Below are 23,998 nucleotides of genomic sequence, written 5' to 3'. Positions count from 1 at the left end.
TCATGGGTGGACCAGCCTCGCAAGAATTGTGGATCTCGACCTTTTTGCAGGCGCAAGCGGCCGAGTTGGGGGCCGCAACCAACACTCTGCTGGCCTATGGGCGAGACCTGAAGGATTTCGCCGCGTGGTTGGAGCACCGAAACATAACGTTCGAACAGTCAGATCGCGACCAGATTGAAGGGTATCTTATCGATTGCGATGCACAGGGATTGTCGAAGTCAACTCGTGCGCGGCGGCTTTCAGCGATCAAACAGCTTTATCGGTTTGCATTTGAGGAAGGCTGGCGCGAGGCCAATCCCGCCATTCAGATCAAAGGCCCCGGTCGAACCAAGAAACTGCCCAAAACGCTGGACGTGCCCGAGGTCGACCGGCTGCTGGAAGCCGCCCGCAATACCGGGCGCACCGAAGCCGACCGCGTGCGCAATTCCTGTTTGATGGAGTTGCTCTATGCCACCGGCATGCGCGTGACCGAGCTGGTCTCGCTGCCTGTGTCATCGGCGCGGGGTGATCCGCGCATGTTGCTGGTGCTGGGCAAAGGCGGCAAGGAACGCATGGTGCCGTTGTCGCCCCCGGCCCGCGAGGCGCTTTCGGAATGGCTGAGAATGCGGGACGAAGCCGAAGACAAGACGGTCGAAAAAGGCGGGCAGCGATCCAGGTTCCTGTTCCCGTCACGTGGTAAATCCGGCCATCTGACGCGGCACCGGTTCTTCCTGCTGGTCAAGGAACTGGCGGTTCAGGGCGGTGTATCGCCCGAAAAGGTCACGCCCCACACTCTGCGCCACGCCTTTGCCACCCATCTGCTGGCCAACGGGGCCGATCTGCGCTCGATCCAGACGCTGCTGGGCCATGCCGATGTTGCCACGACCGAGATCTACACCCATGTTCTGGACGAAAGACTTGCGGAACTGGTGTTAGAGCATCACCCGCTGGCGAAAGACCCCGGCGACAAGGGCTAAACCCTTGATCCATAGGGGCAGCATCCCCATAACGGATGCAGAAACACGAACAACCAAGGACCGATGGAACCCACATCCTCTCTGATCGACGGCGCATTCTGGTTAACCTCAGGCGCTATCCTGCTTTTGCTTTTCCTGTCTGGCTTTTTCTCCGGCTCTGAAACGGCACTTACAGCGTCATCGCGCGGTAAGTTGCGCGCGCAGGCTGACAAGGGGTCGCGCGGGGCCAAGAAGGCGCTGGAAATCACCGACGATAATGAGCGTCTGATCGGATCGGTTCTGCTGGGCAACAACCTTGTGAACATTCTGGCGGCCTCGCTGGCCACGGCCCTGTTCACGCGCCTGTTTGGGGAAAGCGGCGTGGCGCTGGCGACGCTGGTCATGACCCTGCTGGTTCTGATTTTTGCCGAGGTTCTGCCCAAGACCTACGCCATCACCAACTCGGAAAAAGCGGCGGCAGCCGTTGCGCCGATCATCAGCGTGGTGGTCACGGTGTTTTCGCCCATCGTCGCGGCGGTTCGGCTTCTGGTGCGGGCTGTTCTGCGCCTGTTCGGGGTTCAGATCGACCCCGACAGCAACATCCTTGCCGTGCGCGAGGAAATTGCTGGTGCTTTGCAACTGGGTCACTCCGAAGGCGTCGTCGAAAAGGAAGACCGCGACCGCATTCTGGGCGCGCTGGATCTGGGCGACCGGGTGGTGGAAGAGATCATGCTCCACCGTTCGAACATCGAGATGATCGATGCAGACGCAGCGCCCGAGGCGATCCTGAAGCAATGTCTGGAAAGCCCCCATACCCGCCTGCCCGTCTTTCGGGATGAGCCCGAGAATATCGTCGGTGTTGTCCACGCCAAAGACCTGTTCCGCGCCATGTACGCGCAGGTCGGCGGGGCCGAAGGTGACACGGACCGTCTGAAAGCGTTCGACATCTCAAGGGTTGCCAATGACCCGTATTTCGTGCCGGAAACGACCACTCTGGACGACCAGATGCGAGAGTTCCTGCGCATGCACAGCCATTTTGCGCTGGTTGTGGACGAATACGGCTCGCTGCGTGGTCTGATCACGCTTGAGGATATTCTGGAAGAGATCGTCGGCGAGATTGCCGATGAGTTCGACCTTGAAGAAGAGGTTCCGGTCACCCGAACCGATGATGGCCAGTATCTGGTCGAAGGGGCGATGACGATCCGCGACGTGAACCGCGCGTTGGATTGGTCCCTGCCGGATGAAGAGGCCAACACACTGGCCGGGCTTGTCATTCACGAGGCGCAGATGATCCCGGTTGTGGGTCAAGTCTTCTCGTTCCACGGCTTCCGGTTCGAGGTCACGGCCCGTGAGGGCAACCGGGTAACGGGCCTGAAAATCCGCCCGCTATAAACTGCCGAAAGAAAAACCGGCGCCCGATCACAGGGCGCCGGTTCTGTTTCAGGGGTTACGCAAACCAGGTCCGGCTTGCGACATAACCGTCCATCAGGTCGCCATTGGCATGTGCGGCCCAGCCGGTCACCTTGTCCGAATAGCCGTCGATGAACTGGTTGAACATCGGGTTGATCAGACCGCCTTCTTCCCAAACGATCCGGGCCATCTGACCGTAGATTTCTTTGCGCTTGGTCTCATCCAGTTCGGCACGGGCTTTCAGCAGCAGCGCGTCGAATTCTTCGTTCTTGAAACGGGTGTCGTTCCAGTCGGCAGTCGACAGGTAGCCAACCGACCACATCTGATCCTGCACAGGACGCCCGCCCCAATACGAGGCGCAGAACGGCTTGTTGTTCCACACTTCCGACCAGTAACCATCTGCAGGCTCACGCTGGATTTCCAGCGGAATACCGGCCTCTTGCGCCGACAGCTGGAACAGCTGCGCCGCATCGACCGCACCGGCAAAGGCACCGTCCGAGACATGCAGAACGATGGGAGAGCCGTCATGGCCCGACGCCTTGTAATGCTCGGCAGCCTTGGCCAGATCGAACTGGCGCTGCTCCATCGTGCCGTCGAACAGCGGATAGGCTTCGTTGATCGGAATGTCATTGCCAACCGAGCCGTAGCCACGCAGCACCTTGTCAACCAGTTCCTCGCGGTTGATCGCGTATTTCAGCGCCAGACGCAGGTCTTTGTTGTCGAACGGCGCGGCGTCGCAATGCATGACAAAGATGTAATGCCCCCGGCCCGAGGTCGCGTTGATGGTTACACCCGGCGCGCGACCGAACAGTTTCGCGGTGCGCGGCGGCACGATGTTGATCGCGTGGACCTGACCGGCCTGCAACGCGGCCGAGCGGGCGGTGTCGTCGTTCAGAACCAGAATCTCGTGGCTGTCGAAATGGCCGACACTGTCGTCCCAATGGTTCGCGAATTTCTCGAACGCGTAGCGAATACCGGGCTCATCCGCGACCACCTTGTAGGCACCGGTCGAGATCCCCTCGGCCGGGTTGTCCATGCCACCGCCCGGCTGCATGATCAGGTGATAGTCGGACATCAGGTAAGGAAGGTCCGCGTTGGGGGTGGTCAGGCTGATCACGACATTGTCGCCATCGACGCGAATATCCTCGATCCCGCGCATGATCCCCAGCGCACCGGACTGCGACTCTTCGTTTGAATGGCGCGCAAGGGTCAGTTGCACGTCTTCGGGTGTCAGGGTCTTGCCGTTGTGGAACTCGACCCCTTTGCGAATGCGGAAGGTCCAGTCTTTGGCGTCTTCCGACGCCTCCCAGCTTTCAGCGATGCTGGGCTCAAGCCCGCCATCAGCCGAGACAACGGTCAACGTGTTGCCAAAGGCCCGCAGCGCCTTGGCTGTCACATGCGATGCCGACAGCGCCGGGTCCAGCGTGTTGGTGCTTTCGCCGCCCTTCAGGCCCAACACGAAGTGGCCGCCCTTCTTGGGGGTATCCGCCAGACCGGCCTCGGCCCAGATCAGGTTAGCCGCAGCGGCGCTCAGGCCCAGTGCGCCTGCTTTTGCCATGAATTCACGGCGGCTCAGCGACAGCGGTTTGAGGTCAAACTTGCTCATCTCATTTTCCTTGTTGAGTGTTTCAGGAGGGATCCAGTCGGCGCGGCAGTTAGCTTGATTCTGTAACAGCCTTGTGACCGCTTTTGTCTGTCATTGACCGGATTTGAGGAATTCGTCCAGCGACAATTCTTGTCGCATTTGGCGTTGCATCTGCGCGCGCGCAGATCACAGTGGAAACCAAGCAAATCGGAGGCGTTCATGAAACTTCAAACCCGTGTGGCGGTGATAGGCGGCGGCGTTGTCGGGTGTTCCGTGCTGTATCACCTGACCAAGCTTGGATGGGCTGATGTGATGCTGCTGGAACGCTCGGAACTGACCAGCGGTTCGACCTGGCACGCGGCGGGCGGGTTTCATACGCTGAACGGCGACACCAACATGGCGGCGCTGCAAGGCTATACGATCCGGCTGTATAAAGAGTTGGAAGAGATCACCGGCATGTCCTGCGGGCTGCACCATGTGGGCGGTGTGACCCTGGCCGACAATCAGGACCGCTTTGACATGCTGCTGGCCGAGCGGGCCAAGCATCGCTTCATGGGGCTTGAGACCGAGATTGTCGGCCCGGACGAGATCAAAAACATCGCCCCCATCACCAACACCGACGGCATCATCGGCGCGCTTTATGATCCGCTGGACGGGCATCTGGACCCCTCGGGCACGACACACGCCTATGCCAAAGCGGCGCGGATGGGCGGAGCCACGATCGAGACCCATTGCATGGTGCGCGAAACCAACCAGCGCGCCGACGGCACATGGGACGTGGTCACCGACAAGGGCACGATCCACGCCGAGCATGTGGTCAACGCAGGCGGCCTTTGGGCACGTGAGGTCGGCGCGATGGCGGGGGTCTATTTCCCGCTGCACCCGATGGAGCATCAGTATCTGGTGACGGACTCGATCCCTCAGATCGAGGCGATCATCGACGCGGGCGGCGAGCATCCGCATGTGATGGACCCTGCGGGCGAAAGCTATCTGAGGCAGGAAGGCCGCGGCCTGTGCATCGGGTTCTACGAACAGCCCTGCAAACCCTGGGCCGTAGACGGAACGCCATGGGAGTTCGGGCATGAACTACTGCCGGATGACTATGACAAGATCACCGACAGTATCGAGTTTGCCTATAAACGCTTTCCGGTTCTGGCCGAGGCCGGTGTGAAATCGGTGATCCACGGGCCGTTCACCTTTGCGCCGGACGGGAACCCTTTGGTCGGGCCGGTGCCGGGGATGCGCAACTATTGGTCGGCCTGCGGTGTCATGGCCGGGTTCTCTCAGGGCGGCGGCGTTGGCCTGACGCTGGCGCAATGGATGATCGAGGGCGAGCCCGAACGCGACGTCTTTGCCATGGATGTGGCCCGGTTTGGCGATTGGATCAGCCCCGGCTATACCCGCCCGAAGGTGATCGAGAACTATCAAAAACGCTTCAGCGTCGCCTACCCGAACGAGGAACTGCCCGCCGCCCGCCCCAACCGCACGACCCCGATGTATGACATCTTCAGCGATCTGGGCGCGGTGTGGGGGCAGCAATACGGGCTTGAGGTGCCGAATTACTTCGCCCAAGGGGATGAACCGGGCTACGAAACGCCGTCCTTTCGCCGCTCGGACGCGTTCGACGCCACTGGCCGCGAGGTTCGCGCCGTCCGCGACAGCGTCGGCATCAACGAGGTCCACAATTTCGGCAAATACCGCGTCACCGGCCCCAACGCCCGTGCATGGTTGGACCGGATCATGGCCGGACGCATTCCTCAGCCGGGGCGCGTGTCTTTGACGCCAATGTTGTCGCCCAAGGGCAAGCTGATCGGCGATTTCACCGTTTCCTGCCTGCGCGAGACCGAGTTCCGCCTGACGGCCGCATATGGCAGTCAGGCCTATCATATGCGCTGGTTCCAACAGAATTTGGCCGAGGGCGTGACGGTTGAAAATATCAGCGACCGTCTGAACGGCTTCCAGATTGCAGGGCCAAAGGCCACCGAAGTACTGGCGGCCTGCACACGTCAGGATGTGACAGACCTGAGGTTCCTCGACGTTTGCCCGATGACCATCGGCATGACCGACTGCATCGTCCAGCGGGTAAGCTATACCGGCGATCTGGGGTATGAGATCTACTGTGATCCAATGGCTCAAAGGCAGCTCTGGTGGACCTTGTGGCAGGCCGGGCAGCCGCACGGAATAACCCCTTTCGGTATGCGTGCCATGATGTCCCTTCGGCTGGACAAGTTCTTTGGCTCGTGGATGCGAGAGTTCTCGCCCGATTACACCGCCGCCGAAACGGGGCTGGACCGCTTTATCTCATTTTCCAAGAACGCGGACTTCATCGGCCGCGCCGCCGCCGAGGCGGAACGTGCCAATGGCACCGCCCGTAAACTGGTCGCTTTTGAGGTCGACGCCGAAGACGCCGATGTAAATGCTTACGAGCCGATCTGGCTGGACGGGTCCGTCGTCGGTTTCTGCACCTCGGGTGGGTTTTCGCATTATGCGCAGAAGTCCGTCGCCATGGGCTTTCTCCCAACAGAACGTGTAAGCGACGGGCTGGTGGTCGAAATCGAAATCCTGGGCCAGATGCGCAAGGCCCGCGTGATCTCGACCCCTCTGTTCGATGCGGATGGTGCCCGGATGAGGGGATGACTCGGCGTCGCCCGGACGGCATGTTGGCGGAATGACGAAGATTCCCATCATCTTGCTGGCCGCCGGGCAATCGTCGCGGATGGGCGGTGCGGACAAGTTGTTGCAACAGGTGGACGGTGTTCCGCTGCTTAGGCGATCTGCACAAACTGCGCTGGCTGTGGGGCCTGTGACGGTCGCCCTGCCCCAAAGGCCTCATCCCCGGTATCAGGCGCTGGACGGTCTTGATGTTCGTCGGGTGCCGATTCCGGACGCTGCGGAAGGAATGAATGCCAGCTTGCGCGGTGCGTTGGCGCATATGGGCCCGGACGCAACGGCCGTCATGGTGATGCTGGCCGATTTGCCCGACCTGACATCGAACGATCTGGCGGAGGTTCTGGCAGCACACAACAACAACCCCGACTTCCTGATCTGGCGCGGTGCCACACAAAGCGGCAAGCCGGGTCATCCCGTGGTGTTCGACCAAAGCCTGTTTGCGGCGCTGGCCCAATTGACCGGAGACGAAGGCGCGCAATCCGTCGTGCGCGCAAACAAGGACCGGGTCTTCACAGTTGCCTTGCCGGGGTCACATGCACTGCTGGATCTGGACACGCCCGAGGACTGGGCCGCATGGCACCAAAACCAGCCCCCAAAATGATCACGGCCCGGTCGTTGAAGACCGGGCCGCGTACCCAAACAGGACTACCACTTTTCTTCGATCTCAAAAGCGCGACCAATCTCGCCAATCAGGCTGACTGGGTTTTCCGCCGCTAAACCTAAACAAGACCCCCTCGTTAACATGCCGCTAGCGCTACTTAAGACCGAGATCACCGTTGGCACCCCCTAGTGCCTTCGGTTCCCCCTCACTTGGGCAGGTTCATATTCCCCGATCCGATCCGTCGAAACAACGTAAAATTGGACAAAACTGCCCAGTTCAGACGCAAACGGATGGCTTTTAAGCAACATTCTGCTTTCGCTTACACAACTTCCAAGTGTGCTTAGATTTTAAGGAATTCACAAATACGGCCGTTATGCACATGCGTAATGCGCTATCTGATAACAATCTCGTGTTATTAAACCGGTCGGCTCACAGTTTTTGGAACCGGTCCACAACTAAAGGAAGATCACTCTCTTTTTGATATTTCAGGCCACCCGATTGTCCACGAGGGAAACGAAATTCAACACTTTTGAGTGTTTGACACACGTTTCGGCAACAATCCTCCGATTCGCACAAGCAGTTCCCGCGAATCTCTGACTCGCTTTGACGGGCACTCAACAGACGGTTTGTGGCAAAATTAAGTTTTCTTAATTCACCAGTCAGGAAAGGCACAGGTTGGCGGCATATCTGCCTGTTCAACGCGCGACAGCAATCGCGCGATATGAACAGGAGACACAAATGAGCATCCGTAAATCCTCGCTTCTTTTGCCGCGAAATTCCAGTTGGATCGGCGTCAGCGCACTGGGCGCTGCATTGCTGGCGACAACCGCCCTGCCCTCGATGGCGGATGAGGCACTGGCCGATCTGGTCGAAACCGTTTCCCCGTCGGTGGTGACCATCATCGCTGAGCAGGACATCGCCGCAAGCCCGGCGCAAGGTCAGGAGTTTGACTTCGAAACCCATCCCTTTGGCGAGTTCTTCAAACGCTTCGGCGGCCCCGAAGGTTTCCAAATGCCACAACGCGGCCCCGCGCAAGGTCTGGGATCGGGGTTTGTTCTGGATGAGGCCGGGTTTATCGTGACCAACCACCACGTGGTCGACAACGCCTCATCAGTCACCGTGCGCCTTAACGATGACCGCACGTTTGACGCCGAAGTGATCGGCACCGACCCGCTGACCGATATTGCCGTTCTGAAGATCGACGCAGGCGAAACCCTGCAAGCGGTCGAAATGGGCGACAGCGACGTGATCCGCGTGGGCGAGGACGTGGTGGCCATCGGCAACCCGTTCGGCCTGAGCTCGACCGTTACCACCGGGATCGTATCGGCCAAGGGCCGCAACATCTCGCAAGGGCCTTATGCCGAGTTCATTCAGACCGATGCGGCCATCAACAAAGGCAACTCGGGCGGTCCGCTGTTCAACATGGAAGGCGAAGTGGTCGGCGTGAATTCGGCCATCTATTCGCCCAGCGGCGGCTCGGTCGGCCTTGGCTTTGCGGTGACATCGAACATCGTGGAACATATCGCAGCCGATCTGCGCGATGACGGTCAGGTCAGCCGTGGTTGGCTGGGCGTGTCGATCCAGAACGTCAGCCCGGAACTGGCGGCGGCGCTTGGTATCGACAGCTCGACCGGTGCTTTGGTTTCGGACGTCGTGGCCGGTAGCCCGGCGGACGGTGTTCTGGAACAGGGCGACGTGATCCTGAGTTTCAATGACGAGACCGTGGATAACAGCAGCGACCTGCCCCTTCTGGTTGGCACCACCAAAGTTGGCACCGAAAGCACCCTGACCGTGCTGCGCGACGGCACCCGACAGGACCTGCAATTGACGATTGGCCAGCACCAGTCGGCCCAGGCCCAAGTGGACGGCCCCGTTGATGCGGAAGCCACTGGTACCCAACTGGGTGTCACCGTTGCGCCGCTGACCGAGGCCGCCCGCGCCGAGATGGGTGTGGCCGAAGGCGTTGACGGCGTGGTTGTGACGGACCTGAAACCTGACAGCCCTGCCGCCAAGGCCGGTCTGCAGCGCGGTGATGTCATCGTCAAACTGGGTGGCCAGGACACGCTGACGCCGGATGCACTGAAAGCTGCGCTGGACAGCGAAAAGACCGACCCGGCGCTGGTGCTGATCAATCGCAGCGGCAACCAGATCTTTGTCGCGGTTGAAATCGCCTGACCGAAGACCCGCGCGCGTCACATGATGGGGATATATGACGTGCGCTTCCTGGCGGAATTGATTTGTCCGCAATCCGCCGGGCTTGCCGGGTGCGCGAGGCCGCACCCGGCTCGATCCCTCAGATACGAACCATTCTCAAACCATGTGCTTTATCTGAAAATTGTGTTTAAATCCCGATAGAAAGGAACCCCGATCATGAGCCGACGCCTGCTGATCGTCGAAGATGACGAAGACACACGGGACTTCATCGCTAAAGGTTTCAGTGAGGAAGGCTATGTGGTCGAGGTTGCCGCCGATGGCCGCGAGGGGCTGTATCATGCCACCGATGGCGGCTTTGACGCCATTGTTCTGGACCGGATGCTGCCGGGCTTGGACGGGTTGTCCCTGATCAAATCCATGCGCGCTGCCGGGTTGAAAACCCCCGTTCTGATGCTGACCGCCATGAGTGCGGTGGATGAGCGCGTGAAAGGTCTGCGCTCGGGCGCGGATGATTATCTGGTCAAGCCGTTTTCCTTTCAGGAACTACACGCAAGGATCGAGGCGCTTTTGCGTCGCCCGCAGGAATCCGAGGAAACGCCGACCCTGACCTGCAAGGATCTTGAGATGGATCTGCTGACCCGCAAGGTCACGCGCGACGGGCATGAGATCACGCTGACCCCGCGTGAGTTCCAGATCCTCGAATTCTTCCTGCGCCGCAAAAACCGCGTGGTCTCGCGCACCATGCTGCTGGAAGGTGTGTGGGATTATCATTTCGACCCGAACACCAATGTCGTGGACGTCCATATCTCAAAACTGCGCCGCCAGTTGGACGAAGGCGGCGACGCGCCGCTGATTGAAACGGTGCGGGGTGCGGGTTACATGATGTCTGATGGATAACATACGGCTTTCTCTGAACAATTCGCGCACGCGGCTGGTTCTGGCCAGCATGGTCCTCAGCACGCTTTTGACGGCGACAGTGTTGGCACTGGTCTATGTCACGGCCAATCGCAGTATTGAATCCGAGACCCGCTCGGTCGTGTCAGCAGAACTCACGGGGTTGGCAGATGAATATGAACGCCGGGGGCTGATCGGGCTGATTGCGGCCATCGAACGCCGCCTTCCCAGCGCTTCGGAACGGGATGCGCTGTATCTTCTGACGGATCGGTTCGGCAACAAGCTGGTCGGGAACCTCAAGCAATGGCCCGAACATATCACGGCGGGCAGTGGCTGGGTTGAACTGGAACTGCGCCGCGCCGATGACGATCAACTGGTCCCCGTCTCGGCCGCGTCGATCCGCCTGCCCGGCAGGGAGCGCCTTATCGTCGGCCGTGACGCCGTCGCGCAGCAACAATTCGACCGGGTTCTGTTGCGATCCGTGGCGCTGGCCCTTGGCATCGCATTGGCACTGAGCGTGCTGACCGGCTGGTTGTTCACCCGGCTGGTTTTTTCCCGCCTGTCCGACATCGCCAGCACTGCTGAAAACATCGTCTCGGGCGATCTGTCCCGGCGCATGCCATTGCGCGGAACTGGCGATGAGTTCGATCAGGTGGCCGGAACGCTGAACAACATGCTGGATCGGATCGAAGAACTGATCAGCAACCTGCGTACCACGTCCAATTCGATTGCCCATGACCTGCGCTCGCCCCTGTCGCGATTGAAACAACGGGTCGAGGCGCTTTCGGATCCTGACAAAAGCGACTTGGATCGCGAGGTTGATATTGCCCGCGCCACAGGTGAAATCGACCACGTTCTGCGGGTGTTGGGGCAGTTGACGGAAATTTCACGCGCCGAGGCCGGGCTGGGGCGTGAACAGTTCGAACAGGTGGATTTGCAGCAACTCGCCCGCGACGTTGTTGAACTCTACGAACCTGTCGCCGCTGATCAGAATATCCGGCTAAAGGTTCAGGGACAGGCCGCCCCGATACAGGGCCACCGGCCCCTTCTGTCTCAGGCGCTGTCGAACCTGCTGGAAAACGCTATGCGCTATGCGCCCGAAAACACCGCCATCACAATCTCGATCGGTGAAGATGGTGACACGGCCCACCTGAGCGTGCGCGATCAGGGACCGGGCGTCCCGCCAGAGGACCTGCACCGCCTGCAACTGCCCTTCGTGACGCTTGACCCCGCCCGCACGGAACGCAATGCGGGGTTGGGGTTGGCGCTGGTCGCGGCGATCTCACACATGCATGGCGGGCGGTTCGCGGCACGGAATTGCGAACCCGGCCTGGAAACCACCCTAAATCTGGCGCGCCGGGTTTAGTCAGGCGCGCCGTCGATGGCCATGTTCCTGTTTTTATAACGCTTATCCTCGGTCACATCCACGCCGAACCAAGCGGGCGGCGCAAAACTGTGCGCCTCGTCTTCTGACGAGAACTCAACCTCGACCAGTTGCAGCGGCGCCAAATTGCCCTGAAAAATATCCAGTTCGAATACCCGCCCATCCGGCAAAGCGCCGGTGAACCGTTCTTTTTCGACCCGCCGCCCTTCGGTCTCCGGCCAGAAGGTTTCGAATTGATCGGCCGAGATTTCGGCCTCACGCTCGACCCGAACCAGCCCTCCGCTGCCTTTGAGGGTCAGGAAGTACCGGTCATTCTTCTGCCGCAACCGCAGCTCGGTCGAATCGTCAGGGGCCGTCAGATAACCCTGCCGGACAACCGCTTTCTGCGCGCCGCTCAGGTCCGGCAGACTGTTGACCAGAAACTTACGCTCGATTTCCTTGCTCATTTGGTCGAAACCACCCCGTTTTCCAATTCCTCATACAGCGCATTGTAGGCCGCCCCCGCCACGCCGCGCGGGGCGTAGGTGACCACCGGCGCGCGATATTGGCCCATCTTCTCGATATCCGAGGCAAAAGGAATGCAACTTTGCATGAACCGCTTCCGATAAGCCTTGCGCATCGTCTCCATCGTCTGCTGATGCAGGGTTTTGCGCTGCTGCACCATCGAAAAGAATGCCTTCAGCTTTTTCTTCGGCAGTTTGTGTTCGTCAAAGAACCCCACCAACTGATCGAACGTACGCTCAGACAGGGTGGTTGGGATGACCGGCACGACAATCTCATCGGCGGCCTTGAAGATATTCTCGGACAGGGTCGAAAAATTCGGCGGGCAATCGAGGATGATGACGTCATAGTCACTGCCCGCCGCCGTCAGAGCCTTTTTCAGGCGCGAGCGCTTGTTCCGCATCCGAGACAGAAACACATCAAAATCGCGGAAGGTCAGATTTGCAGGCAGAATGTCCAACCCTTCGAAGTCGCTGGCCCGAATGGCGTTGGTAAAGCGCTTCACATCCTCAAAGAACCGGGCATCCGTTAGTTTTTTCGAAGGCTTGACCCGAAAATAAAACCCCGAGGCCCCTTGTGGATCAAGATCGCACAACAGCACCAGCTTGCCCGCCGCGGCATAGGCATGGGCCAGATTGACCGAGGTTGCGGTTTTCCCGACACCGCCTTTGTTGCTGTAACAGGCAATGATCTTCATTCCTCACTCCTTGGGCTGGTGAAACAGGCTGCGGAACAGATGGCGTGTTTCGGGGGCATCGAATTGCTGGAAATTGGCGATCACCCGGTCACGCTCGGCCCTCTGACGCTGATCCAGAACGGCGATCAGCCCGCCAACAGCCAAACCGACCTGAGCATCCACACGGCCTTGGGCGTTTGATTGCTGAGACGTAAAAGCCAGCAGAACCTCTTGCTGGACCGAGAAATCGTTGAACAGTCCAAGGTTATCCTGAAGCTTTTTCAGGGGCTTGAGGATCGATTTGAAATCCTTTGCGTCGAACAGGGGCGCAAAGAACTCCATCAGGTATCGGAGTTTCTTGCAGTCGATCCGAAGGCCATGCACTGATTCATCCGGAGTTTCGGGCGTGATGCTGCGCGCGATCTTGCAGACCTTGCGATAGCGTTTCCAGATCAGCGCGCAGGCATAATCATACGCCCCGCGCTGCGCATTCGGTCCCGGTTTTACGTTATCCGTCCCGTCAAACAGCGCCCTGAGGTCAGACATCTGGCTTTGGTAAGTCTTGCTGCGCAATCGGCGCGTGATGCGCGACAGTTCTTGGGCGCGTTCCTTCTGGAATTGCGCAAACATGGCGTCCAGACCAGCATGAAGCGTGCTTGGCACCAGGTTGAAATACATATCCTTTTCCAGAAGATAGACGTCCAGATCCCGCATCCGCCCTGTCGGCGCCATCAGCTCCGAGAAGGTCTTTTTGAATTCGGCGGTCTGCGCCTCAGAAAACACCCCTTTGAACAGGCTGATGACCGAGCGAATTCGACGCAGCGACACGCGGTAGTCATGCAGAAACTCGGTATCAATATCCGCGATCAGGCCACTTTCATTTTGTTGCGCAACCTTCAGATAAGTCTTGATAATATCGGCCGCGACTTGGATCGAGGGTTCGTCGGTCCCCAGTGCGATCTCGGGCTTTGCACGATAGCGCGCGTCGGTCGCCGATATCGCATCCACCAGTGTTTCAATGTCTGGGCTTGCCCCAGCCATTGCACGGACCGCAGCGCAGGCTTTGTCAAAGGCTTTGTCGTACCCACGCAATCGCCGAAGGCGCAGGATTGTTGCCTGACCATTGTCCGTTGACAGCGAAACCACACTGCCGCGTACTTGCGTCTTTTGCAGATCGTCCAGCAGGGCCACGTCGCTTTCCTGCCTTTCGCCCGTGGCGATATCCATCAAGGCGCGCAGATTGGGAAAGCCGCTCAAAGCCTCACGCACAGGACCTGCTGGCAGATCCTTCACAAACCGGCCCCGGCCCTTACCTTTTTGGCTCCGGCGCGCACCGTCCTTCTGCAACAGGTGCAACGCCCCTTCCGTTTCCAACAATATCCGACCAGAGGCGCGGATCGACTGATCATGGCAATCCAGCAGAATAAACGGCTTACCAGCGTTCGACCTGGTGACACGCACCGACATATCAGTCAGGGCCGACGCAAACGCAGCCTGATCAAACGCGCCAAGAACAAAGAAAAGCGCCTCGGACTCAGAATTCATGAACTGCTCTTTCGCTCTGCTTCAAGGTCGTCATTGACCAAAATCTCCGTGACCTTCTGAATGCCGTTGCTTTCTGCAATCGAACTTTTTTCAGCAATCCAAGGGGCTTTCCCTCAAGCGAATGTGGGGTGTTTTTCGCTATTCTCCACAGTTTGGCCGAAGCCTTTGGTCTTATCCATCCGGTTTTCTGCGATCGCTTGACGTTATGAATGCAAGACTCTGCATTCGTTGCAAGTAAAACCGGGTGCGACCCAACGAAATGCGCGGGTGACAGCCCTGCAACGGCTGGTTAAACCAAGGGCATGTCTGATCCCGTCTCATCCATCCGCAACCTGGGCCCCGCCTTCGAGCAAGCCTGTGCCCGCGCAGGCATCCATTCGGCGCAAAAACTGCGCGAGTTGGGGCCGGATGAGGCGTATTCCCGGCTGCTACAGGCCGGAACCAAAGCGCATTTCATCGGGTATTATGTGCTGGTGATGGGCCTGCAGGGCCGCCCTTGGAACGACTGCAAGGGTGAAGAGAAAAAGCAGCTGCGTCAGCGGTTTGACGCCATCAAGGCCAGCACCAAAGCCGCGCCGGAAAGCCAGATGATCTCGGATCTGGATGCGATTGGCGTGCGCGTCGCTGCCAAGGACCTGAAACAGGTCTGAACGAAAAAGGCCGCTCCGGAACGGAACGGCCTTCAAAATCTGGTCTAAACAGTGGTTTAGCCGACCAGTTCGATGCCCGAGAAGAAATAGGCAATCTCGACCGCTGCGGTTTCCGGTGCGTCCGAACCGTGGACCGAGTTTTCACCGACCGATTCAGCGAACTCGGCGCGGATGGTGCCGGCGGCCGCGTCTGCGGGGTTGGTTGCGCCCATGACTTCGCGGTTCTTGGCAATGGCGCCTTCGCCTTCCAGAACCTGAACAACGACCGGAGCCGACGACATGAATTCGCACAGTTCGTCATAGAACGGACGCTCGGCGTGGACTTCGTAGAACTTGCCAGCCTGTTCCTTGGTCATGTGGATGCGCTTTTGCGCAACGATGCGCAGGCCCGCGTCTTCGAATTTGGCGTTGATCTTGCCGGTCAGGTTGCGGCGGGTTGCATCGGGTTTGATGATCGAGAATGTGCGTTCCAGTGCCATGTCGGCCTCTCCTTAACATAGGGCGCGACACTCGCGCCGAAATCCATCGCGCGCCGCGTAGCATGGTATCGGGCGTAAGAAAAGGACAATGATTGCCTGACATTCAGATCGTGTCCGGAAGCGGGTCGTGCAGATCGATCCAGCGCACATACAGGATGGACAAAAGCCCTGCAAAGCTGCTGGCGCACATCATGCCCAACACGACAAAGGGCGCGTTCTGGGCGCTGACCAGCGCGCCGGTGGCGGATGTCAGCACTGCGCCCAACAGAACGGTGATCGCGCCGGACAACCCGGCAGCACTGCCCGCAAGCTGCGGCCTGACCGACATCAACCCGGCCGTCGCATTAGCGACCGTCAAACCGTTGCCAAAGCCCACAAAGACCGCAGAGCCGAAGAATGTCCAGACCGTGCCGAACCCACCGAAGAATGTCAGCAAACCGATCAGCGGGCCAAGGGATGCGATTGTTCGTCCGATCAGGATCATCGTGCTCAGTTTTGTGCGGGTGGCGAACCGACCGGTCAGGAAGCTGCCAGCCATGAAACCCAGCGTGATAATCCCGATCCCCACACCCAGCAAAGCCGGGTTCAGATCGAACCACGCGCCCGCCACCAAAGGCGCGCCGGTGACGAATGCATAAAACCCCCCGATCGAGAATGCCGCGCAGAACGAATAGCCCCAGAACCGACGAGAGCCAAACAACAGCGGATAAAGCCTCATCTGCGCGGCGAATGTTGCGTTAGTGTTCGTGTTGGTCTCGCCCATATCGGCCCAGACCAGCACCAACATGGCCACGCCCAACATGGCATAAAGGACAAAACCCGCGCGCCAGCCGAACAGCATTTCAAGCACGCCGCCCAGCATCGGGCCCAGCATTGGCGCAAGGGCCATCGCCATCGAGATGTAACCCAGTTTGCTGGCGGCTTCGTTGGGCTCGTACATATCGCGCACAGCAGCGCGCGACAGCACCTGCCCCGCGATGATTGCGCCCTGCAACATGCGAAAGCCAAGAAAGACCCAGATCGACTCGGCCAGGGCACAACCGACGGATGCCGCAACAAAAATCACCATGCAGATCAGCAGAACGGGCCGCCGCCCGAACCGGTCGGACAAGGGCCCCATGATCAGTTGAAGAACAGCGGACAGGGCCAGATAGCCCGCGACCGCCAGATTGACCAATCCATAGTCAGCCTGCAAATCCTCGCCAATATGGGCCAGTGACGGCAGGAACATATTCAGCGACAGCACCGACAGCGCGGTCAGCAGGACCAGCGTGATCAATGTCGGGTGCGATTGGGCCGCGCGCATAAGGTGTCTCCGGTGCTTGTAGACCGCGCTAACACATTGCCCGGCGGTTGAACATGCCAAGCCGCTGGCGGCGGCATCACGGCTCTGCTAAGAGCGGCCTCATGCTACGGATCGAAGACATCACCTATGCCGTTGAAGGCCGCCCCCTGTTCGACGGGGCCAGTGCAACCATTCCCGACGGGCACAAGGTCGGGCTTGTGGGGCGCAATGGCACCGGCAAGACCACACTGTTTCGACTGATCCGAGGGGAACTGGCGTTGGAGTCCGGCAATATCACGGTCCCGAAACGCGCGCGGATTGGTGGGGTGGCGCAAGAAGTGCCCTCGTCCGATGTGTCGCTGATCAACACGGTTCTGGCCGCCGATACCGAACGTAGCGCGCTGATGGCCGAGGCCGACAGCGCCACCGACCCCGCACGGATCGCGGAGATTCAAACTCGTCTGGCCGATATTGATGCGTGGTCGGCCGAGGCGCGCGCGGCCTCGATCCTCAAGGGTCTGGGGTTCGATGACGAGGACCAGCTGAAACCCTGTTCCGATTTCTCGGGCGGCTGGCGGATGCGCGTGGCGCTGGCGGCGGTGCTGTTTTCTCAGCCTGATCTGCTGCTGCTGGACGAACCGACCAACTATCTGGACCTCGAAGGTGCGCTGTGGCTGGAAAGCTATCTGGCGAAATATCCGCATACGGTCATCATCATCAGCCACGACCGCGGGCTGCTAAACCGCGCGGTGGGCTCGATCCTGCATCTGGAGGATCGAAAGCTCACCTACTACGCGGTGCCATACGACAAATTCGCCGAACGCCGGGCCGAGCGGCTGGCGCAGGCGGAATCGGAAAACGCCAAGGCCAAGGCCCGCATCGCGCATCTGCAAAGTTTCGTGGACCGGTTTCGCGCCAAGGCGTCCAAAGCCGTGCAGGCCCAGTCACGCCTGAAGATGATCGAACGCATCCAGCTGGTCTCGACCCCGCAAGAGGCCGCGTTGCGCGCGTTCTCTTTCCCGGAACCGGAAGAACTGTCGCCGCCGATCATTAACCTTGAGGGCGGCGTCACGGGCTATGGCGAGACCGAAGTGCTGCGCCGTCTGAACCTGCGCATCGATCAGGACGACCGCATCGCGTTGCTGGGCAAGAACGGTCAGGGCAAATCGACGCTGTCCAAGCTGCTGTCCGACCGCCTGCCCCTGATGGCGGGCAAGATGAGCCGTTCCAACAAGCTGCGCATCGGCTATTTCGCACAGCATCAGGTGGATGAGCTGTATGTGGACGAGACCCCTCTGGACCACCTGCGCCGCCTGCGCCCGGACGAGGCGCCGGGCAAGTGGCGCTCGCGTCTGGCGGGGTTCGGGTTGAACGCGGATCAGGCGGAAACCAAGGTGGGGCGCCTGTCGGGCGGTCAAAAGGCGCGGCTGTCGCTGCTGCTGGCCACCATCGACGCGCCGCATATGCTGATCCTTGACGAGCCGACCAACCATCTGGACATCGAAAGCCGCGAGGCGCTGGTCGAGGCGCTGACCACCTATTCCGGCGCGGTTGTGCTGGTCAGCCACGATATGCACCTGCTGTCGCTGGTGGCGGACCGGCTATGGCTGGTCTCGGACGGGACGGTCAAGCCGTTTGATGGCGATCTGGAAGCCTATCGCTCCTTGCTGCTGGCCCGCGACAAACCCGTGAAGGCCAAGCCGCAAACCGCCAAGCCCAAGCGACCCTCGCGCGAGGCGATGCTGGCCCTGCGCGCCGATCTGCGCAAATGCGAGGACCGGATCGAGAAACTGACGGACATGCATGACAAGCTATCGGCCAAACTGGCGGACCCGGCCTTGTACGAGGATGACAAGATCAACGATCTGGAAACCTGGAACCGCAAATTCGCCGAAGTCACTGAGGCGATGCAAAAGGCCGAAACCCTTTGGGTTGCCGCCGCCGAACGGTTGGAACAGGCCGAGAGTGCAGCATGATTGACGCCGCTTTCTTCATCACCGCCTTCACCACCTTGTTCGTGGTGATCGACCCGTTCGGCACCGCGCCCATTTTTGTCGCCATGACACAGGATATGGACGCGCGTACCCGGCGGCGAACGGCCTATCGCACCTGCGTTGTGGCCTCGGGCATCCTGATTGCCTTTGCCGCCTTTGGTGAGGCCGTACTGGGTTTCGTTGGCATTTCGATGGAGGCGTTCAAGGTCGCAGGCGGCGCGCTGTTGTTCCTGACCGCGCTGGACATGCTGTTCGAACGCCGCACCAAACGGCGCGAGGATCGGGCCGAGGAAGAGGAACATAATGACCCGTCCGTCTTTCCGCTCGCCATCCCTCTGGTCGCCGGGCCAGGATCGATTGCGACCATTATTCTGCTGTCCGGGCAGCATCCGGGCATTCAGGGAATTGCTGCGGCAGTGGCCGTAATGCTGGCCGTCATGGCGGTGGTGCTGTTGTTCTTCCTGTCGGGCGGCCTGATCGCCCGCATTCTGGGCAAAACCGGTCTGAACGTGTTGACCCGGTTGTTGGGTATGCTGCTGGCCGCCCTGTCGGTGCAGTTCATTCTGGATGGCCTCAAGGCCTTTGGTTTTGCGTCCTAAATCCCCATATAGAGGGTCAGAACCAAGGATAAGGGCAGCAGCATGAATGGCGACGATATCGGGCGTTTGGTGTATCTGGTCGTGTTGGCCGCGGCCATATTGCTTTGGTTTGTCGCCCAGAACCGCCAATCTCTGAACAAGACCCTGCAACAGGTGATGGCCTGGGTGTTCATCTTTGTGGGCGTCATCGCGGTCATTGGCTTGTGGGAGGATATCCGGTCCTCGGTCGGACCTGCCCCGCAAATGGCCGTCACCGGCGACACGATCGAGGTGCCGCACGCGCAGGACGGGCATTATTACCTGCCTGTCACGGTGAACGGCGAACCCATTGTCTTCCTTGTGGACACCGGGGCCAGCCAGATCGTCCTCAGCGCGCAGGATGCGGAACGCGTGGGCATTGATCCGGATCAGCTGAACTATTTCGGGCGCGCGATTACCGCAAACGGCGAGGTCCGGACCGCGCCCGTGCGGCTGGATAGCCTGGAACTGGGGCCGATCACGGACCGCAATGTCTCGGCCTGGATCAATGAAGGTGAACTGCATCAGTCGCTGCTGGGCATGGATTACCTGCATCGGTTTTCGAACATCCAGTTCACCGATGGTCGCCTGATCCTGTCGCGCTGAACGCGCCCCCACTTGAGAACGAAATAAGAACATGATACGAACATATCATGTCTGCTCAGCTTCTTGGTCAAAAGCCCGCGCGCGTTGCGCCGGGGGTCAAACTTCATGAGGAAATCGCCCTGCAACTGGGCCGCGTGCACGAAGCCTGCGGCCCCGCCCGGCGCAGTTTTGCCATGTGGCTGGCCGGTCAGATGCAGGGGCCGGTCTTGTGGATTTCCCCCGCGTGGGAGCCCGGCCAGCTACACCCCGACGGGATGATGCCCTTTGCCGATCCCGCCCGATTCATCTTTGTCCACCCCACCCGCTCCGAGGATCTGCTGTGGTGTCTGGAAGAGGCGTTGCGCAGCGGGGCCATTCCGCTGATCGTCGGCGACCTGCCCGGCGCGCCGGGGCTGACCCCTATCCGGCGGATGCATCTGGCTGCCGAACAGGGCGGCGCGATGGCGCGCGCGCCGCTGGGTCTGCTGCTGACCCCCGGCGATGGTGGCGCGCAAGGGATCGAGACGCGCTGGCACATGGCCGCCAATCATAAGGGAGAGGCCCGCCGCTGGACCCTGACCCGCCGCCGCGCCCGCGCGCTGCCGCCGGTCACATGGCAGGCCACCATGACCGCCGCCCGCGCCGGTTTGCACCTGAAACGGGTCGAAACCGAGGATGTTCTGACCTGAGACCGCATCGATCACGCAAGATGTGACTGGTCAAACCCCGGACCGCACCCTAGCGTCACCGCATGACTCACCCGATCCACGATAGCCGCTACTCTTGGCTGCGCCTTCTGATCACCCTCGCCATCGCAACGGTGGCGAATGTGGGCATGTGGGCGGTGATCGTGGTGATGCCCGCAATCGAGGCCGAATTCGGCGCAGGGCGGGCCGAAGCCTCGTTGCCTTATGTTCTGTCCATGATCGGCTTTGCCCTGGGAAATATGTGGCTGGGGCAGATGGTTGACCGGCTGGGCGTGACCATAGCGCTGATCGGCGCCGCAATGCTGAGTGCGGTCAGCTATCTGCTGGCGACTTGGGCCCCGAATATCCTGCTGCTGTCGGCCGCGCATCTGCTGTTGGGTCTGGGCACATCGATTGGGTTTGGCCCCCTGATCGCCGATATTTCGCATTGGTTCATGAAGCGGCGCGGAATTGCCGTGGCGCTGGTGGCCAGCGGCAATTATCTGTCCGGCGCGATCTGGCCCACGCTGCTGTCCGACATTCTGGCCCGCGATGGCTGGCAACAGGTCTACCTGACGCTGGCCGCCCTGACCCTGCTGGTCGTCATTCCCCTGTCGCTGCTGCTGCGCCGTCAGGTCCCGGTCGAGGCGCACAGCACAGCCGCCGCGACCGCCCAGATCAACGCCCGCAGCGTCGGGGTCTCACCCCGCGCACTGCAGTATATTCTGGGCCTTGCCGGTATCGGCTGCTGCGTTGCCATGTCCATGCCGCAGGTCCATATCGTCTCGTATTGCGTCGGACTGGGATACGGACCCGCAGTGGGGGCCGAGATGTTGTCGCTGATGCTGCTGGGTGGCGTTGTCAGCCGGATTATCTCGGGCTTGCTGGCGGACCGGTTGGGTGGTGTCATGACCCTGCTGATCGGCTCGGTCCTGCAATGTATCGCGCTGTTTCTGTTCCTGCCTTATGACGGGATGGTCTCGCTTTATGTCATCAGCATGCTGTTCGGTCTGGCACAGGGCGGCATCGTTCCCAGCTACGCGCTGGTCGTGCGTGAATACATGCCCCCGCAAGAGGCCGGGGCGCGTGTCGGCTTTGTGATGATGATGACCATTCTGGGCATGGCCCTTGGCGGCTGGATGTCGGGATGGATTTACGATGTGACCGGAAACTATCAACTGGCCTTCGTGAACGGCATTCTGTGGAACGGGCTGAACATCGCCATCGTGCTGATGCTGCTCAAACGTTCCCGCCCCAGACGAGAGGGGGTCATGGCATGACCATCCTGACCCGCCGCTTTGTCCTTGCCGGGTTGGCTGCCCTGCCCCTGACCCGGACGGCGCAAGCCGCTTTGCAACCCTATGTTCTGTCCACTCAGGACACCCGCGTCGGGTTTTCATTCGATCTGTCGGGCGTTTCCCAGACCGGGTCGATGCCGATCCGGTCGGCGGATGTTCAGATTGATACGCGCCGTTTGCAGAACAGCCGGGTCGATGTGGTGCTGGATGTCAGCAAGGCGCGCACGCGGCTGCCCTTTGCCCGGATGCCGATGCTGGGGCAGACCGTGCTGAACGCAAAAAGCCATCCGACCATTCGCTTTGTCTCGACCGACGTTCAGCTTGGCCCGTCGGGCCGCATCTCGGACGGGGCGCGGATTACCGGCGATCTAACGGTGCGGGGCGTCACCCGTCCGGTGACGCTGGATGCGAACCTTTATCGTCGCCCAGGAACAGCCCCGGACGATCTGGACCAATTGTCCATCGGCCTGACGGGTGCGCTGAACCGGCATGACTTTGGTGCCTCGGGCTATCCCGATCTGGTGGCGGAAACCGTCGGGCTGGACATCCACGCCGAAATCTCACGCGCCTGAAATCGACCAAAGGTCAAAAAACGACCCCCTCGCGTCGAATAGGCGCGCGCATCTGCCTGTCAGCGCGTCAGTGTAACCCCATTATGCGCACGATCATTTCCTTCGCCGCCCTGTTTCTTTCCGTCATTCTGTTGCAACTGTCGACAGGCGGCGTCGGGCCTTTGGACGCCATCTCGGGCATCACGCTTGAGTTCACAACCGAACAGATCGGTCTGCTGGGATCGGCGCATTTCATCGGGTTCTTTGTCGGATGCTGGTGGGCCCCGCGTTTGATGGGGACTGTGGGCCATTCCCGCGCCTTCGCGGTCTGCACCGCCTTGGGGGCTATGGGGCTAATCGGGCATACGCTGACAGAAAACCCCTATATCTGGGCCGCGCTGCGGATCGCATCGGGCACCTGTGTCGCCGGGTGCTATACGGTGATCGAGGCCTGGCTGAACGCAAAGGTCAACAATGAAACCCGCGGGCGCGCGATGGGCACGTACCGCATAGTCGACATGGGTGCCTCGCTGACCGCGCAGTTGATCATCGCGGTTCTGCCGCCTGCCTCTTACGTGTCGTATAACCTGCTGGCCATTCTGTGCTGCGCCGCGTTGTTGCCGCTGACACTGACGCGGGCCAGTCAACCTCAGACACCTGATGCGCCTCGGTTGCGGCCAAAACTGGCCTGGCGCAGCTCGCCCCTAGCCGTTGCGGGCGTGATCGTTGCCGCGCTGAGTTCCGCATCGTTTCGAATGGTTGGTCCTGTCTATGGGCAGGAGGTCGGACTGGGCGTGGACCAGATCGCGTTCTTTCTGGCCTCTTTCGTATTGGGCGGGGCATTGGCGCAATATCCGATGGGCTGGCTTGCGGATAAGTATGACCGGCGCTGGGTTCTGATCTGGCTGTCCGCCGTCGCGGTCCTAAGCTGCGGGGTCACCATGGCGGCAAGCGGTACCGGAACTGTGGGTGTCATGCTGGCGGCTGGTTTCTTCGGCTTTACCACCTTCCCGATCTTTTCGGTTTCATCCGCCCACGCAAACGACTTTGCCACAACCGAACAGCGGGTCGAGCTGTCGGCGGCGCTGATGTTCTGGTATGCGCTGGGGGCCATTGCATCGCCCTACATCTCATCAACGCTGATCCAGCAATTCGGTCCCGGGGCGCTGTTTGCCTTTGTTGCGCTGGGTCACATCTTCCTGATCGGATTTGGCCTGGCCCGAATGCGGTCGCGCCCCACACCCGAAGAGCGAACAAATTACGTCTATGCACCGCGCACCTCCTTCACCATTGGCCGATTGCTGAAACGGTCCCGGGAAGGATAGCAAAGCAGGACGACCATTGATCGCATCTGGCCCCACCGGTGCGAAACATGAGTGCTGTGCCCAAGACCCCGCGTGTGGATCATGCCTGAACGACCGACCCAAGACGGAACCTTCGCAAGTCCTGAAAGAAACTGACCTTCAATCTTTCCAAGTTAACGTCGGGTCGCAGGCGC

Annotated in this window: 21 protein-coding genes; 15 read left to right on the top strand and 6 right to left on the bottom strand. The window is 60.2% G+C overall.

Annotation, left to right across the window (positions count from 1 at the left end; all coding sequences use genetic code 11):
• Positions 1-2: 2 nt before the first annotated feature.
• Positions 3-956 (top strand): tyrosine recombinase, encoded by a 954-nt coding sequence (locus ACR0LW_RS00895; RefSeq protein WP_480881262.1) that lies wholly within the window; start codon positions 3-5, stop codon positions 954-956.
• 63 nt (positions 957-1,019) lie between these two features.
• Positions 1,020-2,327, top strand: a complete 1,308-nt coding sequence (locus ACR0LW_RS00890; protein WP_170451217.1) for an HlyC/CorC family transporter — start codon at positions 1,020-1,022, stop codon at positions 2,325-2,327.
• Between the two features lie 55 nt (positions 2,328-2,382).
• Here the strand turns inward: ACR0LW_RS00890 and ACR0LW_RS00885 are convergent, their stop codons facing one another.
• A complete protein-coding gene (locus ACR0LW_RS00885; protein WP_480881260.1) occupies positions 2,383-3,951 on the bottom strand; it encodes an ABC transporter substrate-binding protein in 1,569 nt (522 codons plus the stop codon).
• A 198-nt stretch (positions 3,952-4,149) separates the two neighbouring features.
• Between ACR0LW_RS00885 and ACR0LW_RS00880 the strand changes: the two genes are divergently transcribed.
• From ACR0LW_RS00880 to ACR0LW_RS00860, 5 genes are all read left to right on the top strand, one after another.
• The gene (locus ACR0LW_RS00880; RefSeq protein WP_480881258.1) at positions 4,150-6,567 is read left to right on the top strand and encodes a GcvT family protein; all 2,418 of its coding nucleotides are present in this window, start codon (positions 4,150-4,152) and stop codon (positions 6,565-6,567) included.
• A 31-nt stretch (positions 6,568-6,598) separates the two neighbouring features.
• Positions 6,599-7,201, top strand: a complete 603-nt coding sequence (locus tag ACR0LW_RS00875) for a nucleotidyltransferase family protein (protein WP_480881256.1) — start codon at positions 6,599-6,601, stop codon at positions 7,199-7,201.
• A 738-nt stretch (positions 7,202-7,939) separates the two neighbouring features.
• Positions 7,940-9,376, top strand: a complete 1,437-nt coding sequence (locus ACR0LW_RS00870) for a Do family serine endopeptidase (RefSeq protein WP_480881254.1) — start codon at positions 7,940-7,942, stop codon at positions 9,374-9,376.
• A gap of 195 nt (positions 9,377-9,571) precedes the next feature.
• The gene (locus ACR0LW_RS00865; RefSeq protein ID WP_170451226.1) at positions 9,572-10,252 is read left to right on the top strand and encodes a response regulator transcription factor; all 681 of its coding nucleotides are present in this window, start codon (positions 9,572-9,574) and stop codon (positions 10,250-10,252) included.
• On the top strand, positions 10,245-11,615 hold the full coding sequence (locus ACR0LW_RS00860; RefSeq protein ID WP_480881251.1) for an ATP-binding protein: 1,371 nt from the start codon (positions 10,245-10,247) through the stop codon (positions 11,613-11,615). Before ACR0LW_RS00865 ends, ACR0LW_RS00860 begins: the two co-directional genes overlap by 8 nt.
• Here the strand turns inward: ACR0LW_RS00860 and ACR0LW_RS00855 are convergent.
• The 3 genes from ACR0LW_RS00855 to ACR0LW_RS00845 are packed head-to-tail and all read right to left on the bottom strand — an operon-like array spanning position 11,612 to position 14,355.
• Entirely contained in the window at positions 11,612-12,079 is a 468-nt protein-coding gene (locus ACR0LW_RS00855; protein WP_480581473.1) for a CYTH domain-containing protein, read from the bottom strand. The two genes, ACR0LW_RS00860 and ACR0LW_RS00855, sit on opposite strands and share 4 nt — an antisense overlap.
• Positions 12,076-12,831 carry a ParA family protein gene (locus tag ACR0LW_RS00850; protein WP_480881249.1) on the bottom strand — a complete coding sequence of 252 codons (756 nt, stop codon included), beginning with the start codon at positions 12,829-12,831 and terminating at the stop codon, positions 12,076-12,078. The genes ACR0LW_RS00855 and ACR0LW_RS00850 overlap by 4 nt, the downstream gene beginning before the upstream one ends.
• 3 nt (positions 12,832-12,834) lie before the next feature.
• On the bottom strand, positions 12,835-14,355 hold the full coding sequence (locus ACR0LW_RS00845; protein ID WP_480881247.1) for a CHAD domain-containing protein: 1,521 nt from the start codon (positions 14,353-14,355) through the stop codon (positions 12,835-12,837).
• A 302-nt stretch (positions 14,356-14,657) separates the two neighbouring features.
• Between ACR0LW_RS00845 and ACR0LW_RS00840 the strand changes: the two genes are divergently transcribed.
• Entirely contained in the window at positions 14,658-15,005 is a 348-nt protein-coding gene (locus ACR0LW_RS00840) for a TfoX/Sxy family protein (RefSeq protein ID WP_170734600.1), read from the top strand.
• 56 nt (positions 15,006-15,061) lie between these two features.
• On the opposite strand, the gene ndk is transcribed toward ACR0LW_RS00840, so the two are convergent.
• Both ndk and ACR0LW_RS00830 read right to left on the bottom strand, forming a co-directional pair.
• Complete coding sequence (ndk, locus tag ACR0LW_RS00835) at positions 15,062-15,484, bottom strand: nucleoside-diphosphate kinase (protein ID WP_170352964.1); 423 nt, start codon at positions 15,482-15,484, stop codon at positions 15,062-15,064.
• A gap of 103 nt (positions 15,485-15,587) precedes the next feature.
• Positions 15,588-16,790 carry a multidrug effflux MFS transporter gene (locus ACR0LW_RS00830; RefSeq protein WP_170734599.1) on the bottom strand — a complete coding sequence of 401 codons (1,203 nt, stop codon included), beginning with the start codon at positions 16,788-16,790 and terminating at the stop codon, positions 15,588-15,590.
• Positions 16,791-16,891: 101 nt separating this feature from the next.
• Here ACR0LW_RS00830 and ACR0LW_RS00825 point away from each other — a divergent pair, with 101 nt between their 5' ends.
• The 7 genes from ACR0LW_RS00825 (at position 16,892) to ACR0LW_RS00795 (ending at position 23,825) form a co-directional block, all read left to right on the top strand.
• A complete protein-coding gene (locus ACR0LW_RS00825; protein ID WP_480881244.1) occupies positions 16,892-18,745 on the top strand; it encodes an ABC-F family ATP-binding cassette domain-containing protein in 1,854 nt (617 codons plus the stop codon).
• Complete coding sequence (locus tag ACR0LW_RS00820; protein WP_170630185.1) at positions 18,742-19,362, top strand: MarC family protein; 621 nt, start codon at positions 18,742-18,744, stop codon at positions 19,360-19,362. Before ACR0LW_RS00825 ends, ACR0LW_RS00820 begins: the two co-directional genes overlap by 4 nt.
• Positions 19,363-19,404: 42 nt before the next feature.
• Positions 19,405-19,986, top strand: a complete 582-nt coding sequence (locus ACR0LW_RS00815) for a retropepsin-like aspartic protease family protein (protein WP_480581487.1) — start codon at positions 19,405-19,407, stop codon at positions 19,984-19,986.
• 47 nt (positions 19,987-20,033) lie between these two features.
• The gene (locus ACR0LW_RS00810) at positions 20,034-20,654 is read left to right on the top strand and encodes an ImuA family protein (RefSeq protein WP_480881241.1); all 621 of its coding nucleotides are present in this window, start codon (positions 20,034-20,036) and stop codon (positions 20,652-20,654) included.
• Positions 20,655-20,716: 62 nt separating this feature from the next.
• The gene (locus ACR0LW_RS00805) at positions 20,717-21,931 is read left to right on the top strand and encodes an MFS transporter (protein WP_170518127.1); all 1,215 of its coding nucleotides are present in this window, start codon (positions 20,717-20,719) and stop codon (positions 21,929-21,931) included.
• Positions 21,928-22,521 carry a YceI family protein gene (locus tag ACR0LW_RS00800; protein ID WP_170630188.1) on the top strand — a complete coding sequence of 198 codons (594 nt, stop codon included), beginning with the start codon at positions 21,928-21,930 and terminating at the stop codon, positions 22,519-22,521. Before ACR0LW_RS00805 ends, ACR0LW_RS00800 begins: the two co-directional genes overlap by 4 nt.
• A gap of 83 nt (positions 22,522-22,604) precedes the next feature.
• Entirely contained in the window at positions 22,605-23,825 is a 1,221-nt protein-coding gene (locus ACR0LW_RS00795; protein WP_170451252.1) for an MFS transporter, read from the top strand.
• Positions 23,826-23,998: the final 173 nt, after the last annotated feature.

This window comes from Ruegeria sp. N4, from assembly GCF_056531425.1.
This window is presented reverse-complemented; position numbering and strand designations above follow the sequence as displayed.

Coding starts and splice junctions, on each gene's coding strand:
- ACR0LW_RS00895 (WP_480881262.1), top strand. CDS start 3: ATGGGTGGACCAGCCTCGCAAGAATTGTGGATCTCGACCTTTTTGCAG.
- ACR0LW_RS00890 (WP_170451217.1), top strand. CDS start 1,020: ATGGAACCCACATCCTCTCTGATCGACGGCGCATTCTGGTTAACCTCA.
- ACR0LW_RS00885 (WP_480881260.1), bottom strand. CDS start 3,951: ATGAGCAAGTTTGACCTCAAACCGCTGTCGCTGAGCCGCCGTGAATTC.
- ACR0LW_RS00880 (WP_480881258.1), top strand. CDS start 4,150: ATGAAACTTCAAACCCGTGTGGCGGTGATAGGCGGCGGCGTTGTCGGG.
- ACR0LW_RS00875 (WP_480881256.1), top strand. CDS start 6,599: ATGACGAAGATTCCCATCATCTTGCTGGCCGCCGGGCAATCGTCGCGG.
- ACR0LW_RS00870 (WP_480881254.1), top strand. CDS start 7,940: ATGAGCATCCGTAAATCCTCGCTTCTTTTGCCGCGAAATTCCAGTTGG.
- ACR0LW_RS00865 (WP_170451226.1), top strand. CDS start 9,572: ATGAGCCGACGCCTGCTGATCGTCGAAGATGACGAAGACACACGGGAC.
- ACR0LW_RS00860 (WP_480881251.1), top strand. CDS start 10,245: ATGGATAACATACGGCTTTCTCTGAACAATTCGCGCACGCGGCTGGTT.
- ACR0LW_RS00855 (WP_480581473.1), bottom strand. CDS start 12,079: ATGAGCAAGGAAATCGAGCGTAAGTTTCTGGTCAACAGTCTGCCGGAC.
- ACR0LW_RS00850 (WP_480881249.1), bottom strand. CDS start 12,831: ATGAAGATCATTGCCTGTTACAGCAACAAAGGCGGTGTCGGGAAAACC.
- ACR0LW_RS00845 (WP_480881247.1), bottom strand. CDS start 14,355: ATGAATTCTGAGTCCGAGGCGCTTTTCTTTGTTCTTGGCGCGTTTGAT.
- ACR0LW_RS00840 (WP_170734600.1), top strand. CDS start 14,658: ATGTCTGATCCCGTCTCATCCATCCGCAACCTGGGCCCCGCCTTCGAG.
- ndk (WP_170352964.1), bottom strand. CDS start 15,484: ATGGCACTGGAACGCACATTCTCGATCATCAAACCCGATGCAACCCGC.
- ACR0LW_RS00830 (WP_170734599.1), bottom strand. CDS start 16,790: ATGCGCGCGGCCCAATCGCACCCGACATTGATCACGCTGGTCCTGCTG.
- ACR0LW_RS00825 (WP_480881244.1), top strand. CDS start 16,892: ATGCTACGGATCGAAGACATCACCTATGCCGTTGAAGGCCGCCCCCTG.
- ACR0LW_RS00820 (WP_170630185.1), top strand. CDS start 18,742: ATGATTGACGCCGCTTTCTTCATCACCGCCTTCACCACCTTGTTCGTG.
- ACR0LW_RS00815 (WP_480581487.1), top strand. CDS start 19,405: ATGAATGGCGACGATATCGGGCGTTTGGTGTATCTGGTCGTGTTGGCC.
- ACR0LW_RS00810 (WP_480881241.1), top strand. CDS start 20,034: ATGTCTGCTCAGCTTCTTGGTCAAAAGCCCGCGCGCGTTGCGCCGGGG.
- ACR0LW_RS00805 (WP_170518127.1), top strand. CDS start 20,717: ATGACTCACCCGATCCACGATAGCCGCTACTCTTGGCTGCGCCTTCTG.
- ACR0LW_RS00800 (WP_170630188.1), top strand. CDS start 21,928: ATGACCATCCTGACCCGCCGCTTTGTCCTTGCCGGGTTGGCTGCCCTG.
- ACR0LW_RS00795 (WP_170451252.1), top strand. CDS start 22,605: ATGCGCACGATCATTTCCTTCGCCGCCCTGTTTCTTTCCGTCATTCTG.